This is a genomic window from Oceanobacillus sp. B139/18, assembly GCF_055524595.1.
On record NZ_JBVFXI010000001.1, the window covers coordinates 1501078 to 1527037 of the forward strand.

The 25960-nt window shown below is 40.1% G+C and carries 33 protein-coding genes; 2 read left to right on the forward strand and 31 right to left on the reverse strand.

Annotated elements, in window-relative coordinates:
- Positions 1-105 precede the first annotated feature (105 nt).
- From ACZSMY_RS07310 to ACZSMY_RS07355, 10 genes are all read right to left on the reverse strand, one after another.
- On the reverse strand, positions 106-1137 hold the full coding sequence (locus ACZSMY_RS07310) for a C45 family autoproteolytic acyltransferase/hydolase (protein ID WP_193064550.1): 1032 nt from the start codon (positions 1135-1137) through the stop codon (positions 106-108).
- Positions 1134-1892, reverse strand: a complete 759-nt coding sequence (locus tag ACZSMY_RS07315) for a MerR family transcriptional regulator (protein WP_465147634.1) — start codon at positions 1890-1892, stop codon at positions 1134-1136. The genes ACZSMY_RS07310 and ACZSMY_RS07315 overlap by 4 nt, the downstream gene beginning before the upstream one ends.
- A gap of 383 nt (positions 1893-2275) precedes the next feature.
- Entirely contained in the window at positions 2276-2692 is a 417-nt protein-coding gene (locus ACZSMY_RS07320; protein WP_193064549.1) for an ester cyclase, read from the reverse strand.
- A gap of 122 nt (positions 2693-2814) precedes the next feature.
- Positions 2815-3330: a ClbS/DfsB family four-helix bundle protein gene (locus ACZSMY_RS07325; RefSeq protein WP_042533512.1), complete on the reverse strand. Its 516-nt coding sequence runs from the start codon at positions 3328-3330 to the stop codon at positions 2815-2817.
- A 37-nt stretch (positions 3331-3367) separates the two neighbouring features.
- Positions 3368-3598: a DUF3923 family protein gene (locus tag ACZSMY_RS07330; RefSeq protein WP_042533511.1), complete on the reverse strand. Its 231-nt coding sequence runs from the start codon at positions 3596-3598 to the stop codon at positions 3368-3370.
- Positions 3513-3728 carry a helix-turn-helix domain-containing protein gene (locus ACZSMY_RS07335; protein WP_226895044.1) on the reverse strand — a complete coding sequence of 72 codons (216 nt, stop codon included), beginning with the start codon at positions 3726-3728 and terminating at the stop codon, positions 3513-3515. Before ACZSMY_RS07335 ends, ACZSMY_RS07330 begins: the two co-directional genes overlap by 86 nt.
- A gap of 217 nt (positions 3729-3945) precedes the next feature.
- The gene (locus ACZSMY_RS07340; protein WP_465147615.1) at positions 3946-4554 is read right to left on the reverse strand and encodes a DUF6434 domain-containing protein; all 609 of its coding nucleotides are present in this window, start codon (positions 4552-4554) and stop codon (positions 3946-3948) included.
- A 27-nt stretch (positions 4555-4581) separates the two neighbouring features.
- Positions 4582-5316: an SDR family NAD(P)-dependent oxidoreductase gene (locus ACZSMY_RS07345; RefSeq protein ID WP_193064589.1), complete on the reverse strand. Its 735-nt coding sequence runs from the start codon at positions 5314-5316 to the stop codon at positions 4582-4584.
- A gap of 63 nt (positions 5317-5379) precedes the next feature.
- The gene (locus ACZSMY_RS07350; protein WP_465147616.1) at positions 5380-6045 is read right to left on the reverse strand and encodes a Pr6Pr family membrane protein; all 666 of its coding nucleotides are present in this window, start codon (positions 6043-6045) and stop codon (positions 5380-5382) included.
- A 187-nt stretch (positions 6046-6232) separates the two neighbouring features.
- Positions 6233-6418, reverse strand: coding sequence for a hypothetical protein (locus ACZSMY_RS07355; protein WP_042533507.1), 186 nt, complete (start codon positions 6416-6418; stop codon positions 6233-6235).
- Positions 6419-6620: 202 nt separating this feature from the next.
- Between ACZSMY_RS07355 and ACZSMY_RS07360 the strand changes: the two genes are divergently transcribed.
- Complete coding sequence (locus ACZSMY_RS07360; protein WP_193064545.1) at positions 6621-7889, forward strand: aspartate aminotransferase type Ic; 1269 nt, start codon at positions 6621-6623, stop codon at positions 7887-7889.
- Positions 7890-7950: 61 nt separating this feature from the next.
- On the opposite strand, the gene ACZSMY_RS07365 is transcribed toward ACZSMY_RS07360, so the two are convergent.
- From ACZSMY_RS07365 to ACZSMY_RS07460, 20 genes are all read right to left on the reverse strand, one after another.
- Positions 7951-8709, reverse strand: a complete 759-nt coding sequence (locus tag ACZSMY_RS07365) for an ABC transporter ATP-binding protein (RefSeq protein ID WP_465147617.1) — start codon at positions 8707-8709, stop codon at positions 7951-7953.
- A complete protein-coding gene (locus ACZSMY_RS07370) occupies positions 8702-9514 on the reverse strand; it encodes an ABC transporter ATP-binding protein (RefSeq protein ID WP_465147618.1) in 813 nt (270 codons plus the stop codon). Before ACZSMY_RS07370 ends, ACZSMY_RS07365 begins: the two co-directional genes overlap by 8 nt.
- A 10-nt stretch (positions 9515-9524) precedes the next feature.
- Positions 9525-10370: a nickel/cobalt ABC transporter permease gene (opp1C, locus tag ACZSMY_RS07375; protein ID WP_042533501.1), complete on the reverse strand. Its 846-nt coding sequence runs from the start codon at positions 10368-10370 to the stop codon at positions 9525-9527.
- Positions 10371-10372: 2 nt separating this feature from the next.
- Positions 10373-11302: a nickel/cobalt ABC transporter permease gene (gene opp1B, locus ACZSMY_RS07380; RefSeq protein ID WP_042533498.1), complete on the reverse strand. Its 930-nt coding sequence runs from the start codon at positions 11300-11302 to the stop codon at positions 10373-10375.
- A gap of 63 nt (positions 11303-11365) precedes the next feature.
- A complete protein-coding gene (gene nikA, locus ACZSMY_RS07385; protein ID WP_465147619.1) occupies positions 11366-12952 on the reverse strand; it encodes a nickel ABC transporter substrate-binding protein in 1587 nt (528 codons plus the stop codon).
- A gap of 60 nt (positions 12953-13012) precedes the next feature.
- A complete protein-coding gene (locus tag ACZSMY_RS07390) occupies positions 13013-13534 on the reverse strand; it encodes a GNAT family N-acetyltransferase (RefSeq protein WP_465147620.1) in 522 nt (173 codons plus the stop codon).
- 132 nt (positions 13535-13666) lie between these two features.
- Complete coding sequence (locus ACZSMY_RS07395; protein ID WP_226895046.1) at positions 13667-14596, reverse strand: urea transporter; 930 nt, start codon at positions 14594-14596, stop codon at positions 13667-13669.
- A 97-nt stretch (positions 14597-14693) separates the two neighbouring features.
- The gene (locus tag ACZSMY_RS07400) at positions 14694-15515 is read right to left on the reverse strand and encodes an urease accessory protein UreD (RefSeq protein WP_042533494.1); all 822 of its coding nucleotides are present in this window, start codon (positions 15513-15515) and stop codon (positions 14694-14696) included.
- Position 15516: 1 nt separating this feature from the next.
- The gene (ureG, locus tag ACZSMY_RS07405; RefSeq protein ID WP_042533493.1) at positions 15517-16128 is read right to left on the reverse strand and encodes an urease accessory protein UreG; all 612 of its coding nucleotides are present in this window, start codon (positions 16126-16128) and stop codon (positions 15517-15519) included.
- A 15-nt stretch (positions 16129-16143) separates the two neighbouring features.
- Positions 16144-16830, reverse strand: coding sequence for an urease accessory protein UreF (locus ACZSMY_RS07410; protein ID WP_042533492.1), 687 nt, complete (start codon positions 16828-16830; stop codon positions 16144-16146).
- Positions 16823-17278, reverse strand: coding sequence for an urease accessory protein UreE (locus ACZSMY_RS07415; RefSeq protein WP_042533490.1), 456 nt, complete (start codon positions 17276-17278; stop codon positions 16823-16825). Before ACZSMY_RS07415 ends, ACZSMY_RS07410 begins: the two co-directional genes overlap by 8 nt.
- An 11-nt stretch (positions 17279-17289) precedes the next feature.
- Entirely contained in the window at positions 17290-18999 is a 1710-nt protein-coding gene (gene ureC / locus ACZSMY_RS07420; protein ID WP_465147621.1) for an urease subunit alpha, read from the reverse strand.
- Positions 18989-19318 carry an urease subunit beta gene (gene ureB / locus ACZSMY_RS07425; RefSeq protein ID WP_193064540.1) on the reverse strand — a complete coding sequence of 110 codons (330 nt, stop codon included), beginning with the start codon at positions 19316-19318 and terminating at the stop codon, positions 18989-18991. The genes ureC and ureB overlap by 11 nt, the downstream gene beginning before the upstream one ends.
- An 11-nt stretch (positions 19319-19329) precedes the next feature.
- Positions 19330-19632: an urease subunit gamma gene (locus tag ACZSMY_RS07430; protein ID WP_042533484.1), complete on the reverse strand. Its 303-nt coding sequence runs from the start codon at positions 19630-19632 to the stop codon at positions 19330-19332.
- A gap of 685 nt (positions 19633-20317) precedes the next feature.
- Positions 20318-21190, reverse strand: a complete 873-nt coding sequence (locus ACZSMY_RS07435; protein ID WP_193064539.1) for a DNA-3-methyladenine glycosylase family protein — start codon at positions 21188-21190, stop codon at positions 20318-20320.
- 123 nt (positions 21191-21313) lie between these two features.
- Positions 21314-22333 carry a serine hydrolase domain-containing protein gene (locus ACZSMY_RS07440; RefSeq protein WP_465147622.1) on the reverse strand — a complete coding sequence of 340 codons (1020 nt, stop codon included), beginning with the start codon at positions 22331-22333 and terminating at the stop codon, positions 21314-21316.
- A gap of 34 nt (positions 22334-22367) precedes the next feature.
- Positions 22368-23015 (reverse strand): HAD-IA family hydrolase, encoded by a 648-nt coding sequence (locus ACZSMY_RS07445; protein ID WP_368901938.1) that lies wholly within the window; start codon positions 23013-23015, stop codon positions 22368-22370.
- A gap of 14 nt (positions 23016-23029) precedes the next feature.
- Positions 23030-23170, reverse strand: a complete 141-nt coding sequence (locus ACZSMY_RS07450; protein WP_175297046.1) for a hypothetical protein — start codon at positions 23168-23170, stop codon at positions 23030-23032.
- 71 nt (positions 23171-23241) lie between these two features.
- The gene (locus ACZSMY_RS07455) at positions 23242-24141 is read right to left on the reverse strand and encodes a PhzF family phenazine biosynthesis protein (RefSeq protein ID WP_465147623.1); all 900 of its coding nucleotides are present in this window, start codon (positions 24139-24141) and stop codon (positions 23242-23244) included.
- A 91-nt stretch (positions 24142-24232) separates the two neighbouring features.
- Complete coding sequence (locus tag ACZSMY_RS07460) at positions 24233-24565, reverse strand: hypothetical protein (RefSeq protein ID WP_465147624.1); 333 nt, start codon at positions 24563-24565, stop codon at positions 24233-24235.
- Positions 24566-24599: 34 nt separating this feature from the next.
- On the opposite strand from ACZSMY_RS07460, the gene ACZSMY_RS07465 reads away from it, so the two are divergent.
- Positions 24600-24935: a hypothetical protein gene (locus ACZSMY_RS07465; protein ID WP_465147625.1), complete on the forward strand. Its 336-nt coding sequence runs from the start codon at positions 24600-24602 to the stop codon at positions 24933-24935.
- 44 nt (positions 24936-24979) lie between these two features.
- Here ACZSMY_RS07465 and tnpB read toward each other — a convergent pair.
- Positions 24980-25960 (reverse strand): IS200/IS605 family element RNA-guided endonuclease TnpB (gene tnpB, locus ACZSMY_RS07470; RefSeq protein WP_465147626.1); only part of this gene is annotated, 981 nt, incomplete at its 5' end.

A 25960-nucleotide genomic window follows, 5' to 3' on the forward strand; every position in this document is an offset into this window, starting at 1 on the left:
CATAGCAAGGTAAGAAATTAAAGCAGAGAACAACAAATTTAACGCGCTTTGGTTAAGAAAAGATGTATTTAAAGGATGGCATGATTTCAATCTAAACCCGCCATATTAATAAAGGAAGCTCCCGCTTGCTATCTCCCCTTCAAGTAAACAAGGCAGTTTTTCTTTTCCTTTCAGCCAATCGTTGAACGAAAGGAAATAGGGATCACCATTTCCTCCAATCCCCGCCATTACACCCCGGTCTTTAGGGCAATAGACCACCGTATGAAGTGTTCCAAAGTATTCTTTATAATCCTTGAAAAATAATGGCGATTCTTCATCGTTAAATATATGATACGCAGAAATTGGAGTAACATTTTTCTTTTCCAAGGCTTCCAAATAATTTTTACGGTGCAGCGAACCTTGAATGAATGCTCTATTTTTTTCACTTAGCTGCTTAGATTCAAAATGATTCGTACATATCAGCGGTGTCCTTTTATAAACAATCTGTTGCTCAGGTGATACTTCCACAACAGCATTATTTCCTTCTCTATCCATGATGGAAAAGTTCACGCAATACTGATGGGGAACTTGTTTGATAAGTGAAATTGCTTCATAAATGTCAGCACATTGCTCCAAGACCATTCGGCATATCGTCGTTGCCAAAAAGCCTTTTTGACTGACCTTTTCATTTACTAAATGCAGCCCAATCACAAGCCCCTTTTCATTCATGCCATCCAGTCTGCCAGTAATCTGCTGACTGAACCCGATGCTTGCATAGCTGTTATCCGGATTGAGCAGAACCAGTCGAGCATCATATAATGCATCACTAAAATCATAATTTCTCACATACAAAGAGTCATTGGCCAGTGTGGTACAGCCCATGGAAGGCATTTGTATATTGTACCCTCCAAACAGCTGCATTGCTGTATCTACATGAATGTTCATCCCTGCAGCCAGCCCCTCTATCTCGTTCAAAAGACTTGGCGAAACTTTCTCTATTTGTTTTCTTGCTTCCAGCATGTTTCCATTCGTCTGTAATTCCGTTTGCTGTTTCCATTTTGCATTCGATTTCAGCGCAATGCCCTGTTTCCTGCCGATTTCATACATCTTCCCTTTTAGTTCCATGACTTCCACCTGCAGTTTTTTTCTATGCTTCATTGCTTCGCCCCTATATAACTGACAGGCATAATGATGTCGGCTGTTTCCATCTGGTCACCGCGATACCATTCCAGAATAGAACCAGCAGGAGTCCAGCTGTTTGTCACGCAATAATCCATTAAGCTGCGATAAGCTCTTTCAATTTTTGAAAAGTCTTCATTAAAAGGAAGACCGACACAGAAGCTGCCCCGCATTTTTTCTGAAAAAGCATCTGGAAAGAGTGCTGTATTTATTTCTCGGGATACACCGAAGCCAATCTCTGCTTTGACTTGATTTCTGTTTCCGGATATATACCGTAAATACATGTTGTTAATCGGAATATAGTGCTGTTTCATCTGTTCTCTTCTGAAAACAAACTCCCGGCTAAACTGTCCCGCAGCGGATTCTGCCTCAAACCAAATGACTTTCTCTCCCGTTTTTTCAAACATATAAATCTTTTCTTTCTCATTATCACTTTCTAAATAGCGAAGACTGACTTCCAGCTGTCTCTGATTTTCTTTTATGGTTTGAATCCATTTCTTCTTCATCTGCTTCCGGCTGTTTTCGTTCGCTTCTAAATAAAGCTGAATATCACGGATAGGAACCTTAGCTGCCCGCAAGCTTGCAATCAGCTTGGCGAGAGGAATTTGATCTTCGGCATACATGCGGTAGTTACTGCTCTCCTCCCTTACTGATTTCAGAAGATGCTTTTCTTCATAAAAACGAAGGGTGCTTTTTGGTATTCCAGTCTGTATTGAAAAGACCTGTATCGTCATCAATATGTTTTCCTCCAATTCCCTTTCTTAACTATAAGCATAACCCTTTAAGTAACTTGAATGTCAAGAAGTACTTTGCGGACTGTTACTTCAAAAATGCCATTTAAATTCATTCAATCATTAAGTTTTTGAAGCCCTTAATGATTGAATTGTCTTCACAAAATGAATCATCTGTTCCCGCAAAAAAAATCAAAAAACACTGAAGCAGCTGCATTTCAGTGTTTTCTTAACTAGATTTTGATTAGAACGTTATGTTTCTTAAACTTACTCGCTTTCCGAACTAATTTTCAAAAGGTTATCATACTATACATCAACAGCTCCATCCTTCATATAGAGCTAGCAAAAATTAATGAATTTTCAAGTAAGTCCAACTGAACATACCACTAAAATACTTCCAGCTGATTCATAAAATCCATTACATCAGAAGAAACCCAATAATCTTTGATTTTACCCTTTTCAATACGGAATATGTCCGTTCCATCAAAGGAAACAAGCTTTCCTTTCTCTGCTTTTGCTCCCTCCATATTACCATTATAAATGCCTTCAAAATTCCAGCGGGCGGAAACATAGTTTCCTTCTTCAATGGGCTGAACCACTAGGGACATGTTTACATTTTCAAAATAGTATTTAGCAGATTCAACAACATCCTTTAATGCTTTTATCCCTTTTGCGCTGCCCGAATCTTTGCCATCTGTTCTTGCTTGATGTACTGTGCAATTCTCATCAGTAATGTCATGCAGAATAGATATGTCTTCATTCCAGGCATTCATCCATGCTTGATAAATTTCTTTTCCATTCATATTATAAACTCCTCTCTTGATTAATAGGATTCCATTAATAACATGATACGTTAGTAATTTCCCGATTAACTTCCTATTCTTTTTTAGTATCTGCTTATTTTGCAGATTGAAACAATGCAAACTTATACTCCCCGAACCTTTTTCCACTTTCTAATCTTCGTCCGGAATGTCTTAAACGGCGCCACTGTATTAATATGGATCCATTTCCAAATCGCCCAGCTGGAAGGAGTCGTCGTCGCCCATTGTCTGCCACCCTGCTCAAATAACTCTTTATCCTGATAGCTTTCTACCAACTGAATGACTCGGTCAACATCTTGATGAAACTTCTCAATCAGATTTCCCAATGAATCATCTGCATACGTATCATAGAAGCTTTGATAAAGGCCGCCGAGATTATTCCATTTATAATCCGGCGTTGGCGTGATAGCATCTTCCCCATTTTGATTGGCCTGCTCCCAAAATAAGATTAAATTCATCCATCCCAGCTGATAAGCAATCATTTGTGCCGGCGTTCTGTCTACATCATCTACAGAGACATCTTTATCTGAATGATTCACTGAATCAAATTCACTAATAAATAAATTGGCTCTCTTAGTGATTTCATCAATTAGAGCTTGTTTACTCTCGTATCCCTGCATGTCATCCATCCTTTCTGATATGTAAATTGTTTTATTTTTAATTCTTTGCCAGAGACGGATGCTTTCTTTTCCTTGCAAAATATAAAAATATCAATTGACCTATCAGAACAAGTACAAAAAATCCGCCTAAAACCATAAATGCAAGAAATCTTAATTCAGGAGTCTGTACCACCCCTGCTCCGTCAACATCTCGAACGCCGATAGCAACAGATGCTGCTATAAAAAATAGTATCCAAACGATACTTGTTGTCCACCAAATTTTCATCATATGTATCACCTATTTGTTTTCCTGTAAAATAGTTGTAGACAAAGCGGGAGCAGCCGATTGTCTTATGAATGAAGGTGATTTGTTTTTTGTTCGGATAGATACGAAAACGAAATGCTTTTTTTACTTTCATGGCTTCTTACCTCCTCCTGTCTATTATATCAGAAGAAGGATGATTTTGGAACATTTGTTCGATTTAATATTGAACAATCGAAACACTCAAAAGCAATCTTTTGTGCATAGGAGATTCATCTCCCCATTACCTCTACGCGCTTGAAGAGGGAGTTTTCTCTCCTTTTTTTGATAAAAATAGCATGTAATCTCCCAATCCAGATTCGTGTTAACTTACTTCATTCCGCTTCAGATGCAGATCGATATACATTATCGCCGCGTCTGCTCCGAACTTCCTTCCAGGCACTGATTGCGTCTTGCAGTGATTTTCCCTTATTCGCCGAATCATCAAAATAAGCACGAATAAACGTATTATATTCAAATTGTCCGGAAATCGTTGTACGCTTTCCTTTCTTTTTATCTTCTTCTAATTTATAATAATGATCTACTACGTCTTGATATGTTTTTCCAGCATTGGCTTTGAGATAATTCTGCAAGGCTACAGAGAAATGAAACTTCGGGCCAATCACACGTTTAAAAAATTCTCTATGCTCCTGCGTGCATTTAAAATTGGATTCAATCACCGTTTCCAAGCTCATCGAATCTGCCTTTTTCCGTTTTTCTGGATATGCAGGTGCTTTTTTAGACTTGGCAGCTTGTGATAGCTCCCCTGTTTTTAAATAATGGATGATACGTTCTGCAATTTCTGTTTTAGCTCCTGAAGTTTGCATTCCTTTCTTTCTGCAAAAATCCTGCAATTCCACCTTCAACCAATAGAAATCTAAAAAATCTTCTACCGAAATGTTCTCATCCAAATAAGGACGAGTCTCTTTGTTCTGTCTGTTCATTTTTTCGCTCCCCCCTGACGTGCAGCTTCATCTCAGATAACCGCCGTTATTGATATCAAAAGTAGCTCCTGTATAATGTTTCGACTTATCCGATAACAAGAACACTACTGTTTCAGCAACATCCTTAGCAGTTACTGGTGTATCAACTAATTCGCTATGTAAATATTCTTCTTTTCTCCACGAAGGGATGACTTCCATCATCGAGGTGTCCACCATCGTCGGCGCAACAGCGTTTACCCGGATGTATGGAGAAAAATTCATGGCACAGCTTTTCGTCAGCCCCAGAATTGCTGCTTTTGAAGCACCATAGATTGCATCCGAGCTCCCTTCCATCCCTGCAACGGAGGACATATTGACAATCACGCCAGGTTGCTTTGCTTGAAGCAGCTTTTCACCAAACAGCTGCGAGAAATAAATGCCTCCCTTTACATTCACATCTAATACCTTGTTTATTTCATCCTCTTGATAATCTGAAATATTTTTTGCTAAGTAGACACCCGCATTATTCACTAATCCATCTAACTCGGGATGTTCTGTTTCCAGATAATGAAAGAATGCAGAAACTGCTTTATAGCTGCTGATATCTAATGCATATGTAAATAATTTGTCGCGATGATCTATCCTCTGCTTTAAATCATCCAGTCCTTCTTGATTCTTATCACACGCTATAACAGCCGCGCCTACCTCTATACACTGCCGGACCACTTCCTTCCCTATTCCAGCAGCTGCACCAGTGACGATAATTTCTCTATTTTGAAGCACCATTAAAATCTCCTTTATTTCCTTTTATTATATATCCATTTCCTCAAACTCTTTCATGCAAATCTATCGCGACGAAATAGCTCTATTCTTATGACCGATATACAAAAATATTCGATTAGATACAATCAGCAGAAACCCAAGAATAATATAAACAAATAAAAAAGCGGCAATAAAGCCTGCAACATTTGAATAACTTCCCACGCCTGCCGGAATCTCACCATTGGGGTTTAAAAAGAAATAGGGGTAAAACCCGTCCATTAATCCTCTCAAGCTTGAAATAACACAATAAATAACCGGATAAATCATCCAATAAAAAATATATTGATAGCTATATCTTTTCTTCGTCTCCAAAAGAAGCCAATTGATAAAGACGGCTATCGGAATAAAATAATGCAGCGTCACATTCGTGATGGTGCGGATGCCAGTATATTCACCCCCGCTGGCAAGAAGAAAATGATAGGTAGAAATGCAGACAAACATATATATAACGGAAGCATTTTTGAAAAAATCCAAGAATGGACTCTGATTTTTACGATTTAAAATGGCGAGGCTGCTGCACAGAAAGATTATCGCGACCATTAAATTCGCTTGAAACGTAAATTTCGTTATTGATACCAAAGGGTCCGGAGAGTAGGCAACGTGTAAAATAACACTGATAAAACCTGTAAGCCCAATTAACAGATGAAAACCCAGCTTTAACCTGAATGGTCTTTCAATTACATTTCCCATATAAATACCCCTATCTTATTTTCGATACAAAATAGCGCAGCATAATTAAGGCTGCTCTGTTAGCTGATTTGCAGCTGCTCCTATTATAGAATTCTACATATTTACTATAACTCCTGCTCTTATAGTTGAATTTAAACAGTTTATTAATGCAGAAATGGTCTCCAAATTAACTTTCCCCTTCCCTGCTTCACATTACATCCGTCACCCATCTCAGCACGCCTCTAAATGACCAAAAGAGAATCCGAATCGGAAGAATGATAACTTCCGGAATCCAAAAAAGAATATCAAAAAACAAATCGGTCTTTGTATAATCTCCTTTCCCCTTTTTGCTTTTCCTTGTTTTCGATTTCTTCTTTTCCCACCAGTCACTCATTATGCTATTCCTCTCCTTTCTTATTATCTTTCTTTACGGATTACAGCCGGGAAATGTTTCAATTATTCAACAATTTATAGAGGAAATGCTTTCTTGTTAAATAGATTTGTAAACTTCTCATGTTTTCCCTTGCAATTCTTATTGAATGAAATAAAATAATTAACAAGAGATAAAATTAAGTTACACATGCCGGAGGGATAAAATGAGTACGCTACAACAGATGGATCATTCCAGTCTGCAACATCTTCATGAAAAAACAAAGAAAGAATTGGATGCAATCAAGAAAGAAAATCTATCTTTAAATATGGCGAGAGGAAAGCCAAGCGCTGAGCAGCTGCAATTGTCATTGGAATTGTTAGACAGCGTTACTTCTAAAAATATTGGGGATAACTTTTTTGTTTTAAATTATGGGATGGTAGATGGTCTGCCAGAAGCAAAAGCATTATTTAAAGATCTATTAGAAGTAGATACAGAGGAGATTTTAATCGGAGGTAATGCCAGCCTGAATATCATGCATGATTTGATTTCAAAAGCATTGATTAAAGGCGTTATTGATAGCGAAACTCCTTGGGGTAAAGAAGATGCAATTAAATTTATATGCCCTGTCCCCGGTTATGACAGGCATTTTACGATTTGTGAACAATACGATATCGAAATGATTTCCGTAGAGATGCTGAATGACGGTCCGGATATGGACAAGGTGGAAGAGCTTGTACGCAACGATGCGTCCATCAAAGGAATGTGGAGTGTTCCGAAATATAGTAATCCCGAGGGTATTACATATAGTGATGAGGTCGTGGAACGTTTAGCTAAAATGGAAACGAAAGCAAAGGATTTTAAAATTTTCTGGGATAATGCGTATGCCATTCATGACCTGACGGATCATCCTCCAAAATTAAAAAATATATTGGAAGCATGTAAGGAACACGGAAACCCAAACAGAGTATTTATGTTTGCATCTACTTCCAAAATGACTTTCCCGGGCTCTGGTGTTGCAGTCGTAGCAGCAAGCAGGGAAAATATCAGCTTTATTAAAGAGCAGTTAAGCGTGCAGACAATTGGTCCTGATAAAGTAAACCAGCTGCGCCATGTCCGCTTTTTTGAAAACTATAGTAATCTCCTGGAACACATGAAAAAGCATGCGGAAATTATGAAGCCTAAATTTGATGCCGTAATAGAAATACTTCATTCCAAACTGGATTCTTATGGCATTGCAACATGGGCAGAACCGGATGGAGGCTATTTTATCAGCTTAGATACGATGGACGGCTGTGCTTCTGAAGTAATCCATCTTGCCAAAGAGGCTGGAGTCACCTTAACCGGAGCCGGAGCAGCCTTTCCATATGGGAAAGATCCTCGTGACAGAAACATTCGTATTGCGCCATCATTCCCATCGTTAGAAGAAGTGGAAAAAGCAATCGACGTGTTATGTACATGCATTATTCTTGTAAGCACGAAAAAATTATTATAAAAGATAAAACATGCCATTTGCCGGGTTAGCAGGCAAGTGGCATGTTTTATATAGTAGAATTCTATTCCACTCTAAACCGAACCACTGCTTCCAACAGCCTCTTCGCATAAGCACTCTGCACATTTGCCAGATTTTTTGTCCCTATCTGCTCAACGATTTTTCCTTCATTTAAAAACATCACTTGATTACATAGATAAGCAACGGTTTGCAAGTCATGTGCGATAAATAGACACGTCATATCCATTTCTTTTTTTAACGTATCGAGTAAATCTAGGATTTGTGCTTGAACAGAAACATCCAGCGAGCTGACTGCTTCATCCAGAACCAAAAATTTTGGCTTCGTACTAATTGCCCTGGCGATACACACCCGCTGTAACTGGCCGCCGCTTAACTCATGCGGATAACGTTCTGCTAACTCCTTAGACAGACCGACTTTCTCCATTAAACTTTCCGCTGTTTCCTGTATCGGATGATTCCGGCTGAAAGCCTTCAAGGGTTCCAAGATAATATCTTTTATCTGGAAAGCAGGATTGGCTGAGGACGTATAGTCCTGAAAAACAACACTCATCTGCCCTCTCTTTTCCTTCCTCCACGCTGCTGGATTTTCCCCCTCCAGCAACAGACTGCCGCTGTCTGCTTTTTCCAAGCCTAATATCAATCTGCTTAATGTACTTTTCCCACTGCCGCTTTCCCCGACTAAGGCAGCCCAGTCTCCCGCATGAATCTGAAAGGATACGTCCGCTAAGACGGATAACCTTTCTTTTCTGAAGCCTTTTCCTGCTTTCGGATATGTTTTATAGACCTTCTTTACTTCAAGCATGATAGGAATCCTTTCTCATCGATTGTTCAAACGCACGGGTCAGTTTGATTCTTGTATCCACCAAGTATTTTGTATATTCATTTTGTGGATGCTGAAATACATCTTCTGTCCTGCCATATTCCACTTGTTTCCCGTCTTTCATCACAAGCACATCTTCCGTCAGCTGTTGGATAACGCCGAGATCGTGAGAAATAAAAATAAAGGTAGTCCCCGATTGAGCCTGGAGATGCTGAAATGTTGCAATGACTTCTTTTTGGGTAATAGCGTCCAGCGCAGTGGTTGGTTCATCCGCAATAATAATACCAGGCTGTACGGCTGCTGCAATGGCAATCATACATCGCTGGAGCATCCCGCCGGACAATTGATGCGGATATTTCTTCAGCACCTGTGCAGCTTCCTTTATCCCCACTCTTTCTAATTCTCTCAAGGATACTTGTTTTGCCTCTGTCCTGGAAATTATCAAATTCTCACATAGCGTTTCCTGCATCTGCTTTCCAATGGTATCTAACGAATCAAAGGCGGACATGGCATCTTGCAGAATCATGCTGATATGCCGGGCTCTTATATCTCGAATTGATTTTGTCTTCATCCTCAGCATATCCGCATCTTCAAAATAGGCTGCACCGGAAACGGTTATCCAGGGCGCTATAAGCCCCAGCATCCCCTTCACCGTCATTGACTTGCCGCTGCCGCTTTCCCCGACAATGCCCAAACTGCGGCCGCGTTCCAATTTAAAAGATATATCTTCAACGATAACCTCGTTTGATTGTGTATCTTGTATCGATAAATTTTTCACTTCCAGCATAACCAAGCAATCACCTCATTCTTTTACCGCGCTTTCCACGCTTAACATTAAAGGCATCCTGCAGACTGTCCCCAAGAAAATTAAATGCCGCTACCACAACAAGAATTGCTATTCCCGGAGCAAGCATTAATTCCGGATAGATGGTCATCACGTTCTTCGCTTCGTTTAACATCATTCCCCATTCAGGCGTCGGTGCCTGCACTCCCAGCCCGAGGAAGGATAAAGCGGAAATCATTAAAATCACCGAACCTGCATCAAGTGTGGCCAGGACCGAAATCTCGCCTACCGTATTTGGCATGATATGCTTTTTGAAAATATGCCATCTGCTGAAGCCGGAGACTCGGGCAAATTGAATATAGTTTTTATCGGCGTATTTGATGATAATTGAACGGACCATACGTGTATACCATGCCCATTTTGCGATAATACTGGCGATCACGATATTGGTAAGCCCTGGTCCCATCATTCCGATAATGGCTAGAATCATTACTTCACTTGGAAAGGACATAAAGACATCGCAAATCCTCATAATGATCTCGTCGATTTTCCCGCGAAACAGCCCGGCGATTCCTCCAATCAATGTTCCAATCACAATCGTGACAATCATGGTTATAAAGGCAATGAAAACTGTCGTGCGAATCCCGTATAACAGCCTGGAAAAAATACATCTCCCCAGCTGATCCGTACCAAGCGGATAGGTTGTACTTATTCCCGCCAGTTTTTCTTTTACATTGACATCAATTGGACTATGCGGCGCTAGCCATGGCGCGAAAATTCCTGCCAGTACCACAAGGGTTAAGAAAATGATACAAATCATGGCGGAACGATCTCTCATCAATTTATTTAAACCCCCCATGATTATACCTCTTTTCTCATTCTTGGATCGAATATGGCAGTAACAATATCTACCAGTAAGTTACAGATGACAAATAAAACCGCCATCAGAAAGACATACGCTTGGATAACGGGATAATCATAATTGAATATCGCTGTCACACTCAGCCTGCCTATCCCCGGCCAGGCAAAGATATTCTCGACAATGACAGTGCCTGCAATTAATTTGGGAATCGACATGCCCAGTGCTGTAATAGCAGACTGAAGAGAGTTTTTGAAAATACGCTTTAAAATAATACCCTCTTTCATCCCGCGGGCTTTTGCATAAAGTACAAAATTCTCGTTTTTGTTTTGCACCATATTATTTCGAATCAATCTCACATAGGTGGAAATATAAGCAAAAGCTAACGTTACTGCCGGCAGAATAACAGATGTCCAAGAGCTCATCCCGCTTGTCGGCAGCAGATTTAATTTAATCGAGAAAAACCATATCAGCAAAAGCCCGATCCAATAACCGGGCATGGCCTCTGCAATAAAGACAAAGCCTCTAATGGTCCGATCAATGATGCTTCCTTCATAAATCGTACATAGAATGGAGGCAGAGACGCTGATAAAAACAATCATTACGAAGGCAACCAACGCAAGCATCAGCGTAGCTGGCAATGCCTGCCCGATTTCTTCGATCACCGGTTTATTATTAACAAAGCTGTTTCCGAAGTCACCTTTGATACTGCTGGTCACCCATGTAATATATCTTTCAAAAAATGGTTTATCGAGGCCCAGCTCCTCGCGCATCTCTGCAACAGCTGTTTCTGTCGGTGTGATTTCATTTACCCGCAGCGCGACTTCCGCCGGATCACTTTCGCTCAGATTAATGAGAATAAACGCCAAAAAGGATATTCCTATTAATAAGGGAATGATGCTTATGATTCTTTTCGTAATATAACGCTTCATTTACTCCACCTACATTCTTACATTAAAGAACCAAAAAAGCGGACCTTCATCCGCTTTTTTAATTTACTCTGTATCAAAATACATGTTTTCAAATGGAACTTCATATTGAGAGACATTAAACGTGACACCCTGCAGTTCTGGTCGATGGACTGCTTTTGTACGTGAGTATGTGAGCGGGATGTATACTGCTTCATCATGGATATACGATAACACTTCCGCATACATCGCTTCTCTATTCTCCTCATCATGCTCAATCATCAAATCGGTAATTGTTTCGTCCAGCCACGCTTTCTTGTCCAGCCCTGTCTGCGCCTGATAATCGCCATGCGCCGGGATTCTCCAGGAGGACAGGTAAGATTGCGGGTCATAAGGCGTTCCCCATGACAAGGAATATTGCAAATCAAATTCTCCTGATTTTTGTCTGTCTAAAAACGCCTGCTTCTGCTCTCCAGTGATATGCAGCTCCACACCTATCTCCCGCAAATCAGACTGAATATATTCACTGATCGTCTTTTCCTGTGCATTATCCGAATTATAATACAGGTTAAGCTCTAATTTCTCGCCATCTTTATAACGATATCCATCATCACTATTCAACTCCCAGCCGGCATCATCGAGCAGATTATTAGCTTTATCCGGATCATATTTCCTTTCCTCCAGTCCAAGGTCGCTGTAAGGAACTGTCGATGCAAGCAAGGTCGGCGCAACAGATTCTGATCCATTTAAGATACCATCCGCAATCGATTGTTTATCAACCGCATATTGCAGCGCTTCTCTTACCTCGATTCCGCCAGTGATGGGACGATTGGAGTTCAATAAAATCGCTCTGGAAGCGACCGGCTCACTCATTTCGGTTACGTACTCTCCCTGCTCTTCCAGCGCGGAGAAAGAGTCCAGGTCAATCATATCTCCATCGGATCCAAAAATCAGATCGACCTCTCCTTTTTCAAGGGCAAGCAGAATGGTCTGATGATCCGGCATCACCTTCCATCTTACTGCATTCACTTTAGGCTGTTCTCCCCAATATTCTTCGTTGGCAGTGAACACAGCCTCCTGATTCTCTTTATGTTCTGATAAAACCCACGGCCCTGTTCCCGAATAACCGCTGATGCCATCCTTTGTCGTTCCATCCACAAAGTCATTGGGAGATAAAAAACGAAACGGGCGGGTAAGTCCCAATTCCGTTAACGTCGGATAATACGGATGCTTTAACACAAGCTTATACGTATATTCATCCACTACCACATTTTCGTCAATCAAATTGACTAAATCCAGCCAAGCATGACGTTCTTCATTATCCATGATGGCATCCATATTCTGTTTTACCGCCTCTGCGTTGAACTTTTCTCCGTCAGAAAAGGTAACATCCTCTCTTAAATGAAAGGTATATTCCAGCCCATCCTCTGAGATATCCCAGCTCTCCGCCAGCCAAGGCTCTACACCGTCTTCCGTATTCTTGACCAGTGATTCAAACACCATATTCTGGGCTGCCATTTCCCCGCTGTATAAATGCGGATTAATATCGCGGATATCCTTCGAGCTGGCATATACGATTTCATCTTTAGCTGCTTTATCATTTTCCGAATTGCTGCAGCTTGCCAATAAAAACAAAAACAATACGGAAAGCAGCCCTATATTTATTTTTCTCATTTTATTACTCCTATTATTCTTGGTGTCATGCCTGATGAAGCAGCTCACGCAAAAGGAATACTATAAGACCTTATCCATATGCAGTGTTTTCCAGACTGGATCTGACTCAGCCAGTCTTTCTTCAAAGCCCAGCGCTTTCCAGAAGGGAATACCGCCAGGCAGAAATGGATGAGAATGCAGATAAACCTTCTCGTATCCTGCTGTTTGAATCGACTTTAAAGCCGTTTGATAGAGGGCAGTGCCAATTCCTAAACGTCTATATGCCGGATCTATATAGCATCTTACCAATTCCGTGGTCTTCGTTTGCGCGTAAAATTGCTGCAGCTCGTCAAATCGATTGTCATAGGGCAAATAACCAATTGTACCAAGCACATTGCCCGCTTCACTTAAAGCTGCAAATAACGCCGCATCCCTTCTATTTATATAATGTGCATAAAAATGAAGCATATCCGGCGGTAATTGCTGATGATCCAACATCGGAAATACTTCTTTTCGAATCGTTGTCATAAAATCCACTACCTGCGCAGCGTCCTTTTGTTCAACCTGTTTCACACGATATTTTACAGGTGTTTGTATAGACATTTCCTATCAGCGTCTCCTTGCTCTGATTGATTCCTTCATGTTGTTCTCTCTTCATAGCTGCAGGCAACATCAACTCGTTTCTCTATTGATGTTACCCTGCAACAACGCTTCATCATAAAAATTCATTTTCTATTATACTCTATTTCCCGGTTTTAAGATAGAATTTGATGCGCTCAACAGCAGCCATGTAATGATTACAAATGGAATGGTTAATACAGGCAGGCCGTATGGGATAAGCAGAATAGATAAGCTCGCAGAAATCGGAACCGTCAATAGTGCTCCTATCAGACCGTACACAAACATACCTTTCGCCCCCTTGGCATTGAATGTATGGCCCACTGCTATGGCCGTCAAAATCGCATTGTATCCATACAGCCCAAGCTGCATCTGATCATTTTCTGCCCCTAATATGTAAGCAAAAGCTAAGGCAGCGACAGCGGATATAATGGTGCTCGCGCTCACTCTGATCCCGGCAATCAGAATTCCTGCCAGGATCAGCGCTCCCGCCCACACAGAATCCAATAGAAAGATTTCACTGATGCTTTTAAAAAATGCGGTAATCCAGTCCATTCCGCTTCCTTCAATATACTCCCAATGCATTAGATTCTGCGGTATAAGCTGATCACTCATTATGAATAAATCTAATTTATAAGGAAATAAAAATATCAGCCATGATGTAATAATGAATGGAAAAGTGAGAACCGGAATACGCACAAAATAATTATTTAAAGCTACGGTTGCTAATGCGGATAATCCAGTTCCTGCAAAAGCAAGCAGCCACAGATACGGCCCATCCAAAAAAATGAGAATAGCTAAACAGCTTAACACCGCGTTATAGCCCATTAATCCATCCTCTATAAAACTTCTATTCTTCGTGAGCACATAGCCTATAACATTCGCTATTATCACACTTAATAAGGATACTACGGCAAATTGCCAGGAAACAACAAGAATGCCCAAAAAAATGAAAAGTCCTGTTTTCCAATTCGCCAGCAGGATTACTTGGGAAAAACTGTGCAGCGTACTGATCAAATAATATTTTCCAGAAATTTGTCGCTCCATCTTAACTACCTTTCCAAAGGCCGGGGAAGCAAGCTTTCGAACATCTCTAAAGCTGCTCTCAGATCCCGCTTGTCTTCCCCACCGTTTTTAAACTCTTTTAATATTTCCGTAAAAATACAGGAGACATGCCAAACCATACTTCTCGTAAATACCCATGGCACATTTGCAGTATCTCTTCGATGATTTGCGTCTGATTGGCCAATATTCTCAAAGAAAACCCCGGGACCGGACACCTCGAGATACCGAAGTTCACGTCCTTCTGCTCCATCATATCATAGATATTTTCAATTACTTCATCTGTCATATAAGGACTAATAACCATCATGGAGCCTAAATGACTATACCCTTCCATTCTTCCAAACACAGAAGGATTATTTTTAGCCGGTTCCGTTACAACGCGGTCAAAAACGCCTAATTCCTTATGGATAAACACTTCATTTTGCAAATCTACCTTGTCATAACTGAATTGCTTTCCGGTTGGTGACCATCCAGGTGTAATAATATCAGAGCAAATCAATGTCGAGGTATTATCTACATAAAATTGGTTGAGCTGTTTATACGACCCTTCCCGATAAACGATCAGCGGATCAGGGATATACTCCAGCAGACTGTTCGATTTCAAGGTAAACTTCCCATACTGATACGCAGGCTCTCCTGGGGATTTATATACTTTGGTTGCAGATTGCGTTGTCAAAATTGCCCGGGCATTTTCATTCACCCTAATATCCATGGAATATGTATCTCCGGATAAATAGCCGCCTCCAGGATTTAATAGATAATAGGTTAATTGCCCGGAATCGTCTAAATAGATTGGACGCATCACTTTGAAGGCACCTCGGAAATATACATCCGCAGGGACCGTTTTATTCTTCTTCTCCGTTAATTCAAGCTGAAGCTCTCCGGTCCATTCCTTCTGCATCTTAGACGATCCCTCGAAGCAGTACATTATCTTTCAGCCAATCAATTACTTCGTCCAATCCTTCATTATTTTTCAAATTCGTAAAAATAAAGGGTTTATCTCCTCGAAATTCTTTCGTATCTCTTGCCATGATATCTAAGTCCGCTCCAACATATGGCGCCAAATCCGTTTTATTAATAATAAATAAATCCGACTTAATCATGCCCTGCCCGCCTTTACGGGGAATTTTCTCTCCCTGGGCTACATCAATGATATAAATAGAAAAGTCAACAAGCTCCGGACTGAATGTCGCTGCCAGATTGTCCCCGCCGCTTTCAATGAAGATCAATTCTACGTCGGGAAAACGTTCTATTAATTTATCGATAGCAGCAAAATTCATGGAGGCATCTTCTCTGATAGCGGTATGCGGGCACCCGCCCGTTTCCACACCAATAATCCGGTCATCCTCCAGCACACCATTTTTCATTAAAATTTTAGCGTCTTCTTTGGTATAAATATCATTCGTAATAACCGCCATGTCCATTTCATTATTTAATTGTCTTGTTATTTTCTCTACTAACTCTGTTTTTCCAGCCCCTACTGGACCGCCAATACCTACTCGAATCGGTTCCATCTCCAAATCTCCCTTCTAAGACATAAATATCCTTACTTTTACATGCTCATGCTTCATTTGTGAAATTTCCAGACCGGGCGAAACAATCCCAAAATCCGCTATCGTTAAAGCAGCTATTTCTTCCGCGACACTGTTTATTAATTGCTGACTCTCCAGCAATATCTTCTGCCCGTCTGTCTGCCCCAGCGGAATAGCTCTTACTGCATTCTGTACCAGGTTAGAAACCAGGGAATATAAATAAAACCCAAGTCCCTCCCGAGGTTGTATCCTGTGATAATGCGCAATAACTGCAAAGACAATGGCGCTGTGCCCGAATGATTTCCCTTGCTTTATTCGTTTTAGATAATTTGCAAGTATTCCGTATTCAAACAGACTTTCTGCCAGCTTCAGCATCCGGACTCCCATTTGGGTATTTCCTTCCCTTGTTTCCTTTGGAAGGTTCTGGACATAAAGCAGCCGGTCCATATGCCAAATCCGCTCCAAATCATTTTCACACAGCGCCTCGCATACAAGTTGAAAAGCAAGCCCTTCTGTATATTTCACCTGTTCCCTGAAATACGTATCCAGCCATTCTTGAAATGAGATCCTGTCCTTCACAACATCTTCTTGAATATAGGTTTCCAGTCCAAATGAATGGCTGAAACCGCCAATAGGGAAGTTTGAATCGCATAACTGAACAAAGGTGAGCAATGAATTAGTCATGGCTATGCCCTATATGTTTAAACGCTTCTTTTAATTTGCGCTCTTCCCGCTGATAAGAAATGTCTAGCTGTTTCAGCAATTCTTCTACAAGATAATCATATTGGACAATCATATTATCCGCTTCAAATTGTGCAGGAAGATGACGGTTTCCTAATTGGTGCGCAATGACGCCCATTTCATGAATATCTTTAGGGCGGATAACAATCACGTCGTCCTGATAGACATCAATAAAAATAATATTGGATGTATCTTTATATAAAACGTCACCCTTTGTCAGGGCCTGTCTTTCTTTTAAGGAAATACCAATATCCTTTCCATGGTCTGTTTTCACCCGTAAAATACGCTTCAGCAAATCGGCACTATCCAGGTAAACCTTTTCTTTATGCAGCTTTGCAAGCTCTGCTTCTTCTATATCATTTATATTCATCTCAATTTTTTCAACCAGCATTGGTCATCACCTCAAAATAAAAAGTATCGTTGCCCCATCGCCACCTCTTTCAGCGGTTCACAGGTTATGGCTTCACCGTCCACTTTTACTTCATATGTTTCCGGATCCACGTCAATGGTTGGTGTCTTATCATTCAGCTTCATATCTTTCTTCGTCAGATTACGAATGTTCTTTACAGGCAATACCGTTTTCTCTAAACCCAGCTCTTCCTTTATCCCCTTTTCATAGGCTGCAGTGGATACAAATGTTAAGGATGTTCGTTGCACTGCTTTCCCATGCGCTGCAAACATCGGGCGATAAATAACCGGCTGTGGTGTTGGAATCGATGCATTGGCATCTCCCATCACACTTTCAATAATCGAGCCGCCTTTTACAATCAATTCTGGTTTCACACCGAAAAATTCCGTTGGCCAAACAACTAAATCAGCATATTTCCCAGCCTCTACCGACCCGACATACTCGGAAATACCATGGGTAATCGCCGGGTTAATCGTATATTTTGCAACATAACGTTTTACTCTATTATTATCTGCAGTTTCTGTATCTCCCTCAAGTATACCGAGCTGTTTTTTCATTTTATCCGCTGTCTGCCAAGTTCTTAAAATAACCTCGCCAATCCGCCCCATTGCCTGTGAGTCGGAACTGATAATGCTGAGTACACCCATATCATGCAGAACATCCTCAGCAGCAATTGTTTCTTTGCGGATACGAGAGTCAGCAAACGCTACATCCTCCGGTATCGACGGACTTAAGTGATGGCAAACCATCAGCATATCGACATGCTCTTCAATCGTGTTGACCGTATAAGGCATGGTCGGATTGGTAGAAGAAGGAATCACGTTTGGATATTGTGCTGACTTAATGATATCCGGAGCATGTCCGCCGCCTGCACCCTCTGTATGATACATATGAATGACGCGGTCTTTCAGTGCTGCCATTGTATTTTCAACAAATCCGCCTTCGTTTAAGGTATCTGCATGCAGCGCCACCTGTACATCGTATTTATCCGCAACTGTCAACGCATGGTCAATCGCAGAAGCAGTCGCTCCCCAATCCTCATGTACTTTTAAACCGATTGCTCCGGCTTCGATTTGCTCTGCTAACGGATCGATCGAAGCAGCTTGTCCTTTCCCTGTATACCCAATGTTCACCGGATAATCTTCTGCAGCCTCCAGCATCTTATGAATATTCCATTTCCCCGGCGTAACGGTTGTTGCTTTTGAACCGGAAGAAGGCCCTGTTCCGCCGCCAATCAATGTTGTTAAACCAGATGCAAGCGCCGTTTCAATCTGTTGCGGTGAAATAAAATGAACGTGGGCATCAATCCCGCCGGCAGTCACAATTTTACCTTCCGCTCCGATAATATCAGTCGCTGCACCGAGGGTAATATCGACGTCATCCATCACCAGCGCATTACCACTCTTGCCGATTCCGCATATTTTACCGTCTTTAATGCCGATATCCGCTTTATAAATCCCTGTGTAGTCCAATATAATTGCATTTGTCAATACCGTATCTGCAGCTTCATCATTTAGAGCAAGCGGATTTTGTCCCATGCCATCCCGGATGACTTTTCCTCCGCCAAAAACAACTTCATCCCCATACGAGGTATAATCCTTTTCAATTTCAATGATGAGATTCGTGTCAGATAACCTCACTCGATCACCCGTTGTAGGTCCGTACATTTCCGCATATTGTTTTCGGGGAATATTATAAGCCATTTACTTTCTCCTTCCCGACGCTTCCATCTGTCATATTATTAAATCCATATATCTTTCTCTCTCCGGCAAAGTCTACCAGCTCCACCGTCTTTTCATCCCCTGGCTCCAGACGGACCGCAGTTCCTGCTGGAATGTTCAACCTTTTGCCAAAAGCGGTATCCCTGTCAAACTTTATCTGTGTATTGATTTCATAGAAGTGAAAATGTGATCCAACTTGTACTGGGCGGTCTCCTAAATTAATGACGGTTACTTTCGTTGTATCTCTTCCTTGGTTAATTTCTATCGTCCCTTCTTTTGGCAGCACTTCTCCTGGTACCATCGAAATCCCTCCTATTTAATTGGCTGATGCACAGTTATCAGCTTTGTTCCATCTGGAAACGTTGCTTCTACCTGAACATCCTTAATCATTTCAGGTACCCCTTCCATGACATCTTCCTCCGTAAGTATGGTTGTGCCAAAGCGCATTAATTCAGCAACACTTTTGCCATCTCTTGCGCCTTCCATTAATTCATAAGTAATCAGTGCAACACTTTCCGGATGGTTTAATTTTAAACCTCTGTCCTTTCTTCTCCTTGCAAGGTCAGCAGCAACAACAACCATCAGCTTATCCGTTTCTCTTGGCAACAGATTCATCGGCTTCCCTCCTTGGTTTACATGATGATACATCATTTAAAAAATCATCTCGTTATTCCCAATAGTTCGATAATTATTGGGATGCAAACTGGTATTTCTAATCCAGCATTGAAGAATAGATTACATAGCCAGCTTCAACAATTTATATTAATTTTTCGAATGACTTTATATGTTATATTACCTAACATATAAAGTTATGTTAATTATCATAAGAGTTATTTTATAAAAATGCAAGTCTTTTAACTAAATTGGTTTTGAATAATTTCTACGGAAGGTACAAACACACTGATATATCTACAAAAATAAACCAGATTCTATATTGCTTATTTCGCAATAGAATCTGGTTCATTTATTAAATCGTTATGAAAAAATTTATGATGATATAAAACGCAACTTCATTCAGTGGGAGTTTTCAACGCACAAATGTTTTCGATGGGGTGAGTAATCGCAGCCCCAGGAGATTGCGAACTTAGTCTGCTGTTTTTCTCTCACTGCGTTAGCCTAAGTGATTTAGGAAGTTAGCTCATCTGATTCCACGCCTGAATAAATTTATTTTTACGTTTGATTTTGACGGGAGTTTTACAGACAGTTTTCTAAGATAAAAATTATACTTTGAAATAAGACCGGGCGTGAAGTGAACATAATCGATTATACTCCCCATTCCATTATTCCCGGCATTTTCATATCACTTATCAAACCAATAAGCCAAAAACTTAAACTCTCCCCATTCTTTATATAGCTGCTGCAATTGTGATTTAGGTGGAAGTTCACCAGCGAAATATTTATTTTTTACATGCTTTTTAAATTCGCTGTCTACTGGCAAAAAGTCGTATCTTCCTAATAACATTAAAATAATGCTGAGTGCATAAGGTCCGACGCCTCTAATTTCTTTCAGCTTGTGAACGACATCTTCAGTCGGCATTTCTGGATTGGTAAGTTCCTCTAAGTCATATACACCATTACATATGTTTAATGCAAGATCATAAATATAATCACTTCGATAGCCTAATTTGATGCTTTTATTTAAAAAGGTTTTATCTTTTTTTAAAACTGCTTCTGGTGCAGGAAAAGTAAATAATTCCGACTCATTCGAGTATCTTTCTCCTAAATGACTCACAAAATTCGTTGTCATGGCAATGGTCCGGCTCCAGGTCGTATTGGTTGTGAAAATCGTCTTTACAATATCTTCAAAGATGCTTGGGGAGCGTAAAAGTCTTCCTTTATTTTCCGCTACGATTTCCTGCATATTCTGGTCAGCGCTGCACATTTGATAAAAAGCACGAAAATCCTCATCTAAACGAAGCATCCAGTTAACCTTGCGAACAACCTCTTCACTTTCTTCTCTCGTTAACGTTTGCTTACCCCCTGTTTCTATCATCAATGTATTTTGATTCTGTGTTATATGCAGCAGAACGATTTTACCAGTTGAAAGCGCTTCTACCCTTTTTAAAACACTTCTGTCATCGTTAGCTTGAAAAGGCGGCAGTAAATACCATCCGTGATCGGTAACAGCAGCTTTAAAATTGAATTGTTTTGGCAGTTCAATAGCATTTCTCAACACGATTTCCTCCTGACTAAGAACTATTATTTTATATAGGGGGGTCAAAACCTCTAGTCTAGTTGTAAAAAGGAGTGGAACCAATATAACGAAACTTCACGCAGCGGGAGTTTTTGTTCTTCTTCATGATAAACAACGCATCACCGTATCTCCAAATGATCGGACATCCGATAAATAATCATACCCTTCAGGTGACCCGAAGCTGTTAAACATCCGTACAGCTACTATATTTTCCTGTGGAATCACTAATAACGTTACTCCTGTATATCCCAGTATCTGATACGATTCTTTAGGAACGCTTTGTCCAATTTCTGTTTTTTCAGCCGGTAAGTCTTTCACAAACCATAAAAAGCCATTTTGCGGAAGGTTTTTATCTATCGTTGATGGGCTTTGTACCGTTGCAGCCATCTGTATTATTTCTTTCGGTATCATTTGTTTTCCGTTTAGATAGCCTTCCTTAAGATGGACATAGCCCCAATATGCCAATTCACGTGCAGATACATACATATTCATTTTGTTGCCTTCCGTGCTTTCACTAACATTCCAATTTTTATCAGATTCATCTCTAAGGATAACATCCACAAGCTTCTCATGTTTTTGTGCGTACCAATCTGATTCATTAAATTCGAAAGGATTAAAAACCTGTTCATGAACAATTTCAGATACCGTTTTACCAGTTGTTTGTTTTATGAGCTCCGTTAATACATCTATTCCAACCTGTCTATATGACCAATTTTCTCCTGCAGGAAATTCTCGAAATACCGTATCTTCTTTTTTATGTAAACCATGTGTATGGGTTAATACATGCCTTATTGTTGTATCCTTCCATATATCTTCATTAAGTCCAGGCAAATAATGCAGTATCAAATCATCTATGGTTTTAATTTTCCCATAATAGACTGCGCATGCCACAGCAAATCCGATATAGCTTTTCCTGACAGAGGCTACATGAAATTGGGTATCTTCCTGAACTTTTCTTGAACCTGATTTGTTTGATTGGCTTCCAAAATAGTCTTCTAATACTACTTTATCGTTGTGAATTACAAAAGCAGCAGCTGCGGAGCAGGTTACCTTTTCCGCTGTATTTAGGACATGTTCTGTTATAGGAACAAAATCTTTATTCTTTTTTGAGCTAAGAAACATTATATCCCCCTGTCTGTTGAATATCCGTTATTTTTTAGGTGAATTGCATTCTTCTTAATTCAATTAAATCATTAATCACAACATCTGCTTGCGAAAGCTCTTCTTCTTTCGCAAAATCAAAGCTGCATCCTACAGCTGTCAATCCATTATCTTTTGCTGCTTTAATGTCTGATATCCGGTCTCCAACCACTGCCGCTTCCTCTATTCCATATTTCGTTAAAATAGTTTTGACTAAATCAGATTTACTAAATGATTCGATTTGTTCAATACTATAAGTCTCTGAAACCCAGTCATCTAAATGATAATAATCCACAATCGCTTTTAAATAGGCTGGTACTCCATTACTGGCGATGAATATGGTATAACCATCCTTTAATAAAAACTCAGAAATATCCTGTACATTCGGATATAATGCACCTTTTCCGTTTTTTATATTTTCAATTAATCTATCTTGAAAATAATCATTGATTTGCTCTCTTTCCTTCACAGAATGATTCGACAGTAAAGTTTCCCATACTACCGGCAATGGAACTCCCATAATTTCCCTGAACTTATCAATTGGGATGGAGCCTCCCCATTTCCCTAAAGAAGCTAAATAGGTAAACGTATCTTCTAATGACAATTCTAAAATTTTATCTGTTTGAAATAATGTTCCGTCCATATCAAAAATTACCGATTTCATACTTCCTCACCTCTTTAATACGGAATAAAAGTCCCTTTTAATTTATTTTTATATCTTTCTACCTTCTTTATTTTCTTGAAAGTAATCAGAGATAACAATGCAACAGCGATTAGCGTCCACTCATGCGTTTCTCCTCTGTTATCTATAACCTTCATTAGAATAATCACTCCTTGATTTTGACTTTCACAGTAAGATATTTTCATCAATATACATTACTTGTATTCTTCTAATTTTCCAACATAATCTCAAAGTCTTTCACAAAAACAGCATTCCCGGTAATTTGAATATCATATGACTCGCCATTCTTAGATACCTGAACACCTACCTTGCCATCTTTACCAAGTTCATGTCCCTGCTCCACTACAAGCTTCATCACATCTTTCCTATCTTCTCTTATATAGTCAGCATAATAAGCACCCATTACTCCGGACGCCGTTCCTGTTACTGCATCCTCTACAGTGCCTGAAAACGGAGAAGAGAAGTGCCTTGCATGCATATCCGCATCTGTATCATACGTTTCGATACAAATTGGATGTACAGACGATTTAGGCATCTCCTTTAAAATTGCAGGAAAATCTTTATTCTCTGGTTTCATTTTACGAAAAGCTTCTAAATTATTTATTGGAATCAGCAGTGTCCAAGCACCTGTGCTTCCATAAAGAATTGGTAAGTTATCATGTATATCCGATTCTTCTATCCCAATCGAATGAGCTAAATCCATTTTAGAGCCATGGAACGCTACAAATTCCGGTGCAGCCTGGTTCATTGTTATCGTTATTTCCTTTTCAGGAGCAGAATCAAGCCTTACTGGTAAAATCCCTGCTTTAGTTTCAATCGTTAATTCTGTTTTATCTCCGAACAGTCCTTTTGTTTTTAACGCATACACCGTTGCCATGGTCGCATGACCGCATAAATTCATTTCATGTCCAGGTGTAAAAAAACGTATCCCTAAGTCTGCTGTTTCTGATTTAACTGGAAATGCCGTTTCATTGAATCCTACTTTAAATGCGACTTCCTGCATTTGCTCATCTGTCAGCTCATCCCCATTTAAAACAACTCCAGCAGGGTTTCCTTTATTCGGCACCTTACTAAATGCATCATAATGATATACTTTGACCGATTTCATGCTATGTCCCTCCCGTAATCATATTAAAATTCTCGACGGAAAAACGAAATACTTATCGAGAATTTTAATATGCTGCTTCGTTTATACTTTCCTATTTGTTATAAACTGGCTCTACTTTGCTCAATGCAACGCCAGCCTTTCCAAAACGAAGGAAGATGCAAGCTGGCATCAAAAGAATAAAAGCCCCGATCATTAAAGCAATTTTTTCCGTAAATAATTCCGGAATAGCTCCCGCTAAAAAAGTTCCCAGTATGGAGAATAGTCCGCCAATAACATAGGTGGAGCTCCTGACTCTTGTTAAGAATTCATCTGGCGTGATCCCTTGATGAACAGCGCCTTGTACGATAAAAGCCATAGATAGCGCACAATCAAAAACGGCCATCCCAAAACACATCATAATAAAAACGTTTGTTGCTGTAATCATAACTATAATCTTTTACGCTCGGATTACATTAGAGTTGTCTGAAGGGTTTATTGGTATTTTGCTATCGAGTGCTGGCGTAGGTAATATTGTTGGCATCTTTTTGATCAATAAATTCAAAAATCTAAATTGGGTGTTGCTGATGAGTTTCTTGCTGATTATCTCTGGGATAGGAATATTAAATGTAATAAACACCGTTGTGAAAGCTAATATTGCCATGGCTATTGTGCTAATCAGCTGTTGTGGGTTAGCGATTAAAATCTTCAATCCAGCGATGGACCTTCTTAAAAACACATTCCATTTACTTTTTTGCAGCTCTTCCGTCTCTGTTTCTTTGAACTACCCCCTCTTACCAACCTTCAAGGTTGCTTGAAGTGGGAGATTCCTAAGAACACCAACCCATTGGTCAGTTATGGATTAGGCTAGCCCCGCAGTCCCTGCGGTTATTCGTAATGCTTCCTTACGAAGATTCCTGCTTGCGTTCCTATCTCTTTGGTGATGGCATTGACAGATACCACACGTCCATGCACGCAAAGCAAGATTTTTAACGTCTGGGTTTTGGTGTCCACAATGGGAACACAGCTGGCTGGATGGATAATTTTTAGCGACTGTAACAACCTGCTTTCCATACCAGGCCGCTTTATATTCCAGCATCGTTTGGAAAGCTGACCAGGATACATCGCTAATCGCTTTCGCAAGATTTCGATTCTTTAACATGTTTTTTACAGACAAATCTTCTATCCCGATGATATCGTGGTTTTTGACTATCTCGGTGGAGATTTTATCCAACATGTCTTTTCTTTTATTCGCAATTTTTTCGTGAATCCGGGCTACTTTTCGTTTTTGTTTCTGCCAATTTGCTGAGCCTACCTGCCTCCTAGACAGAATCACCTGCGCTTTTGCCAATTTTTCTTCTAATATCCGGAAGAACCTTGGATTTTCATACACAGTTCCATCAGAAAGGGTTGCAAAATCAGTTAATCCGACATCGATACCTACAGAGGAACCTGTCTTTTCATCGTATGCAACTTCCGTTTCCGCTACAATCGAAACAAAGTACTTGCCTGAAGGATTGCGCCGGATCGTTGCATTGATAATACGTCCTTCCACTTCCCGACTTTTGGCAAAACGAACCAATCCGAGCTTAGGCAGTTTGATATGTTTATCCAATACAGCAATATTTCCATTGACATGTTTCGTGGTATACGATTGAACAGGATTCTTTTTTGATTTAAAACGAGGTGCCTTATTCTGCTTCTTATAATAGCGCGTATAGGAATCATTCACATTTTCCACCGCTTTTTGAAGGGCAATGCTATCGACTTCTTTGAGGAAGGGATAGTTTTTCTTTAATTCCCGAACTGCTTTAATCGCCTTATTTTTATTGAAAAATTCTCC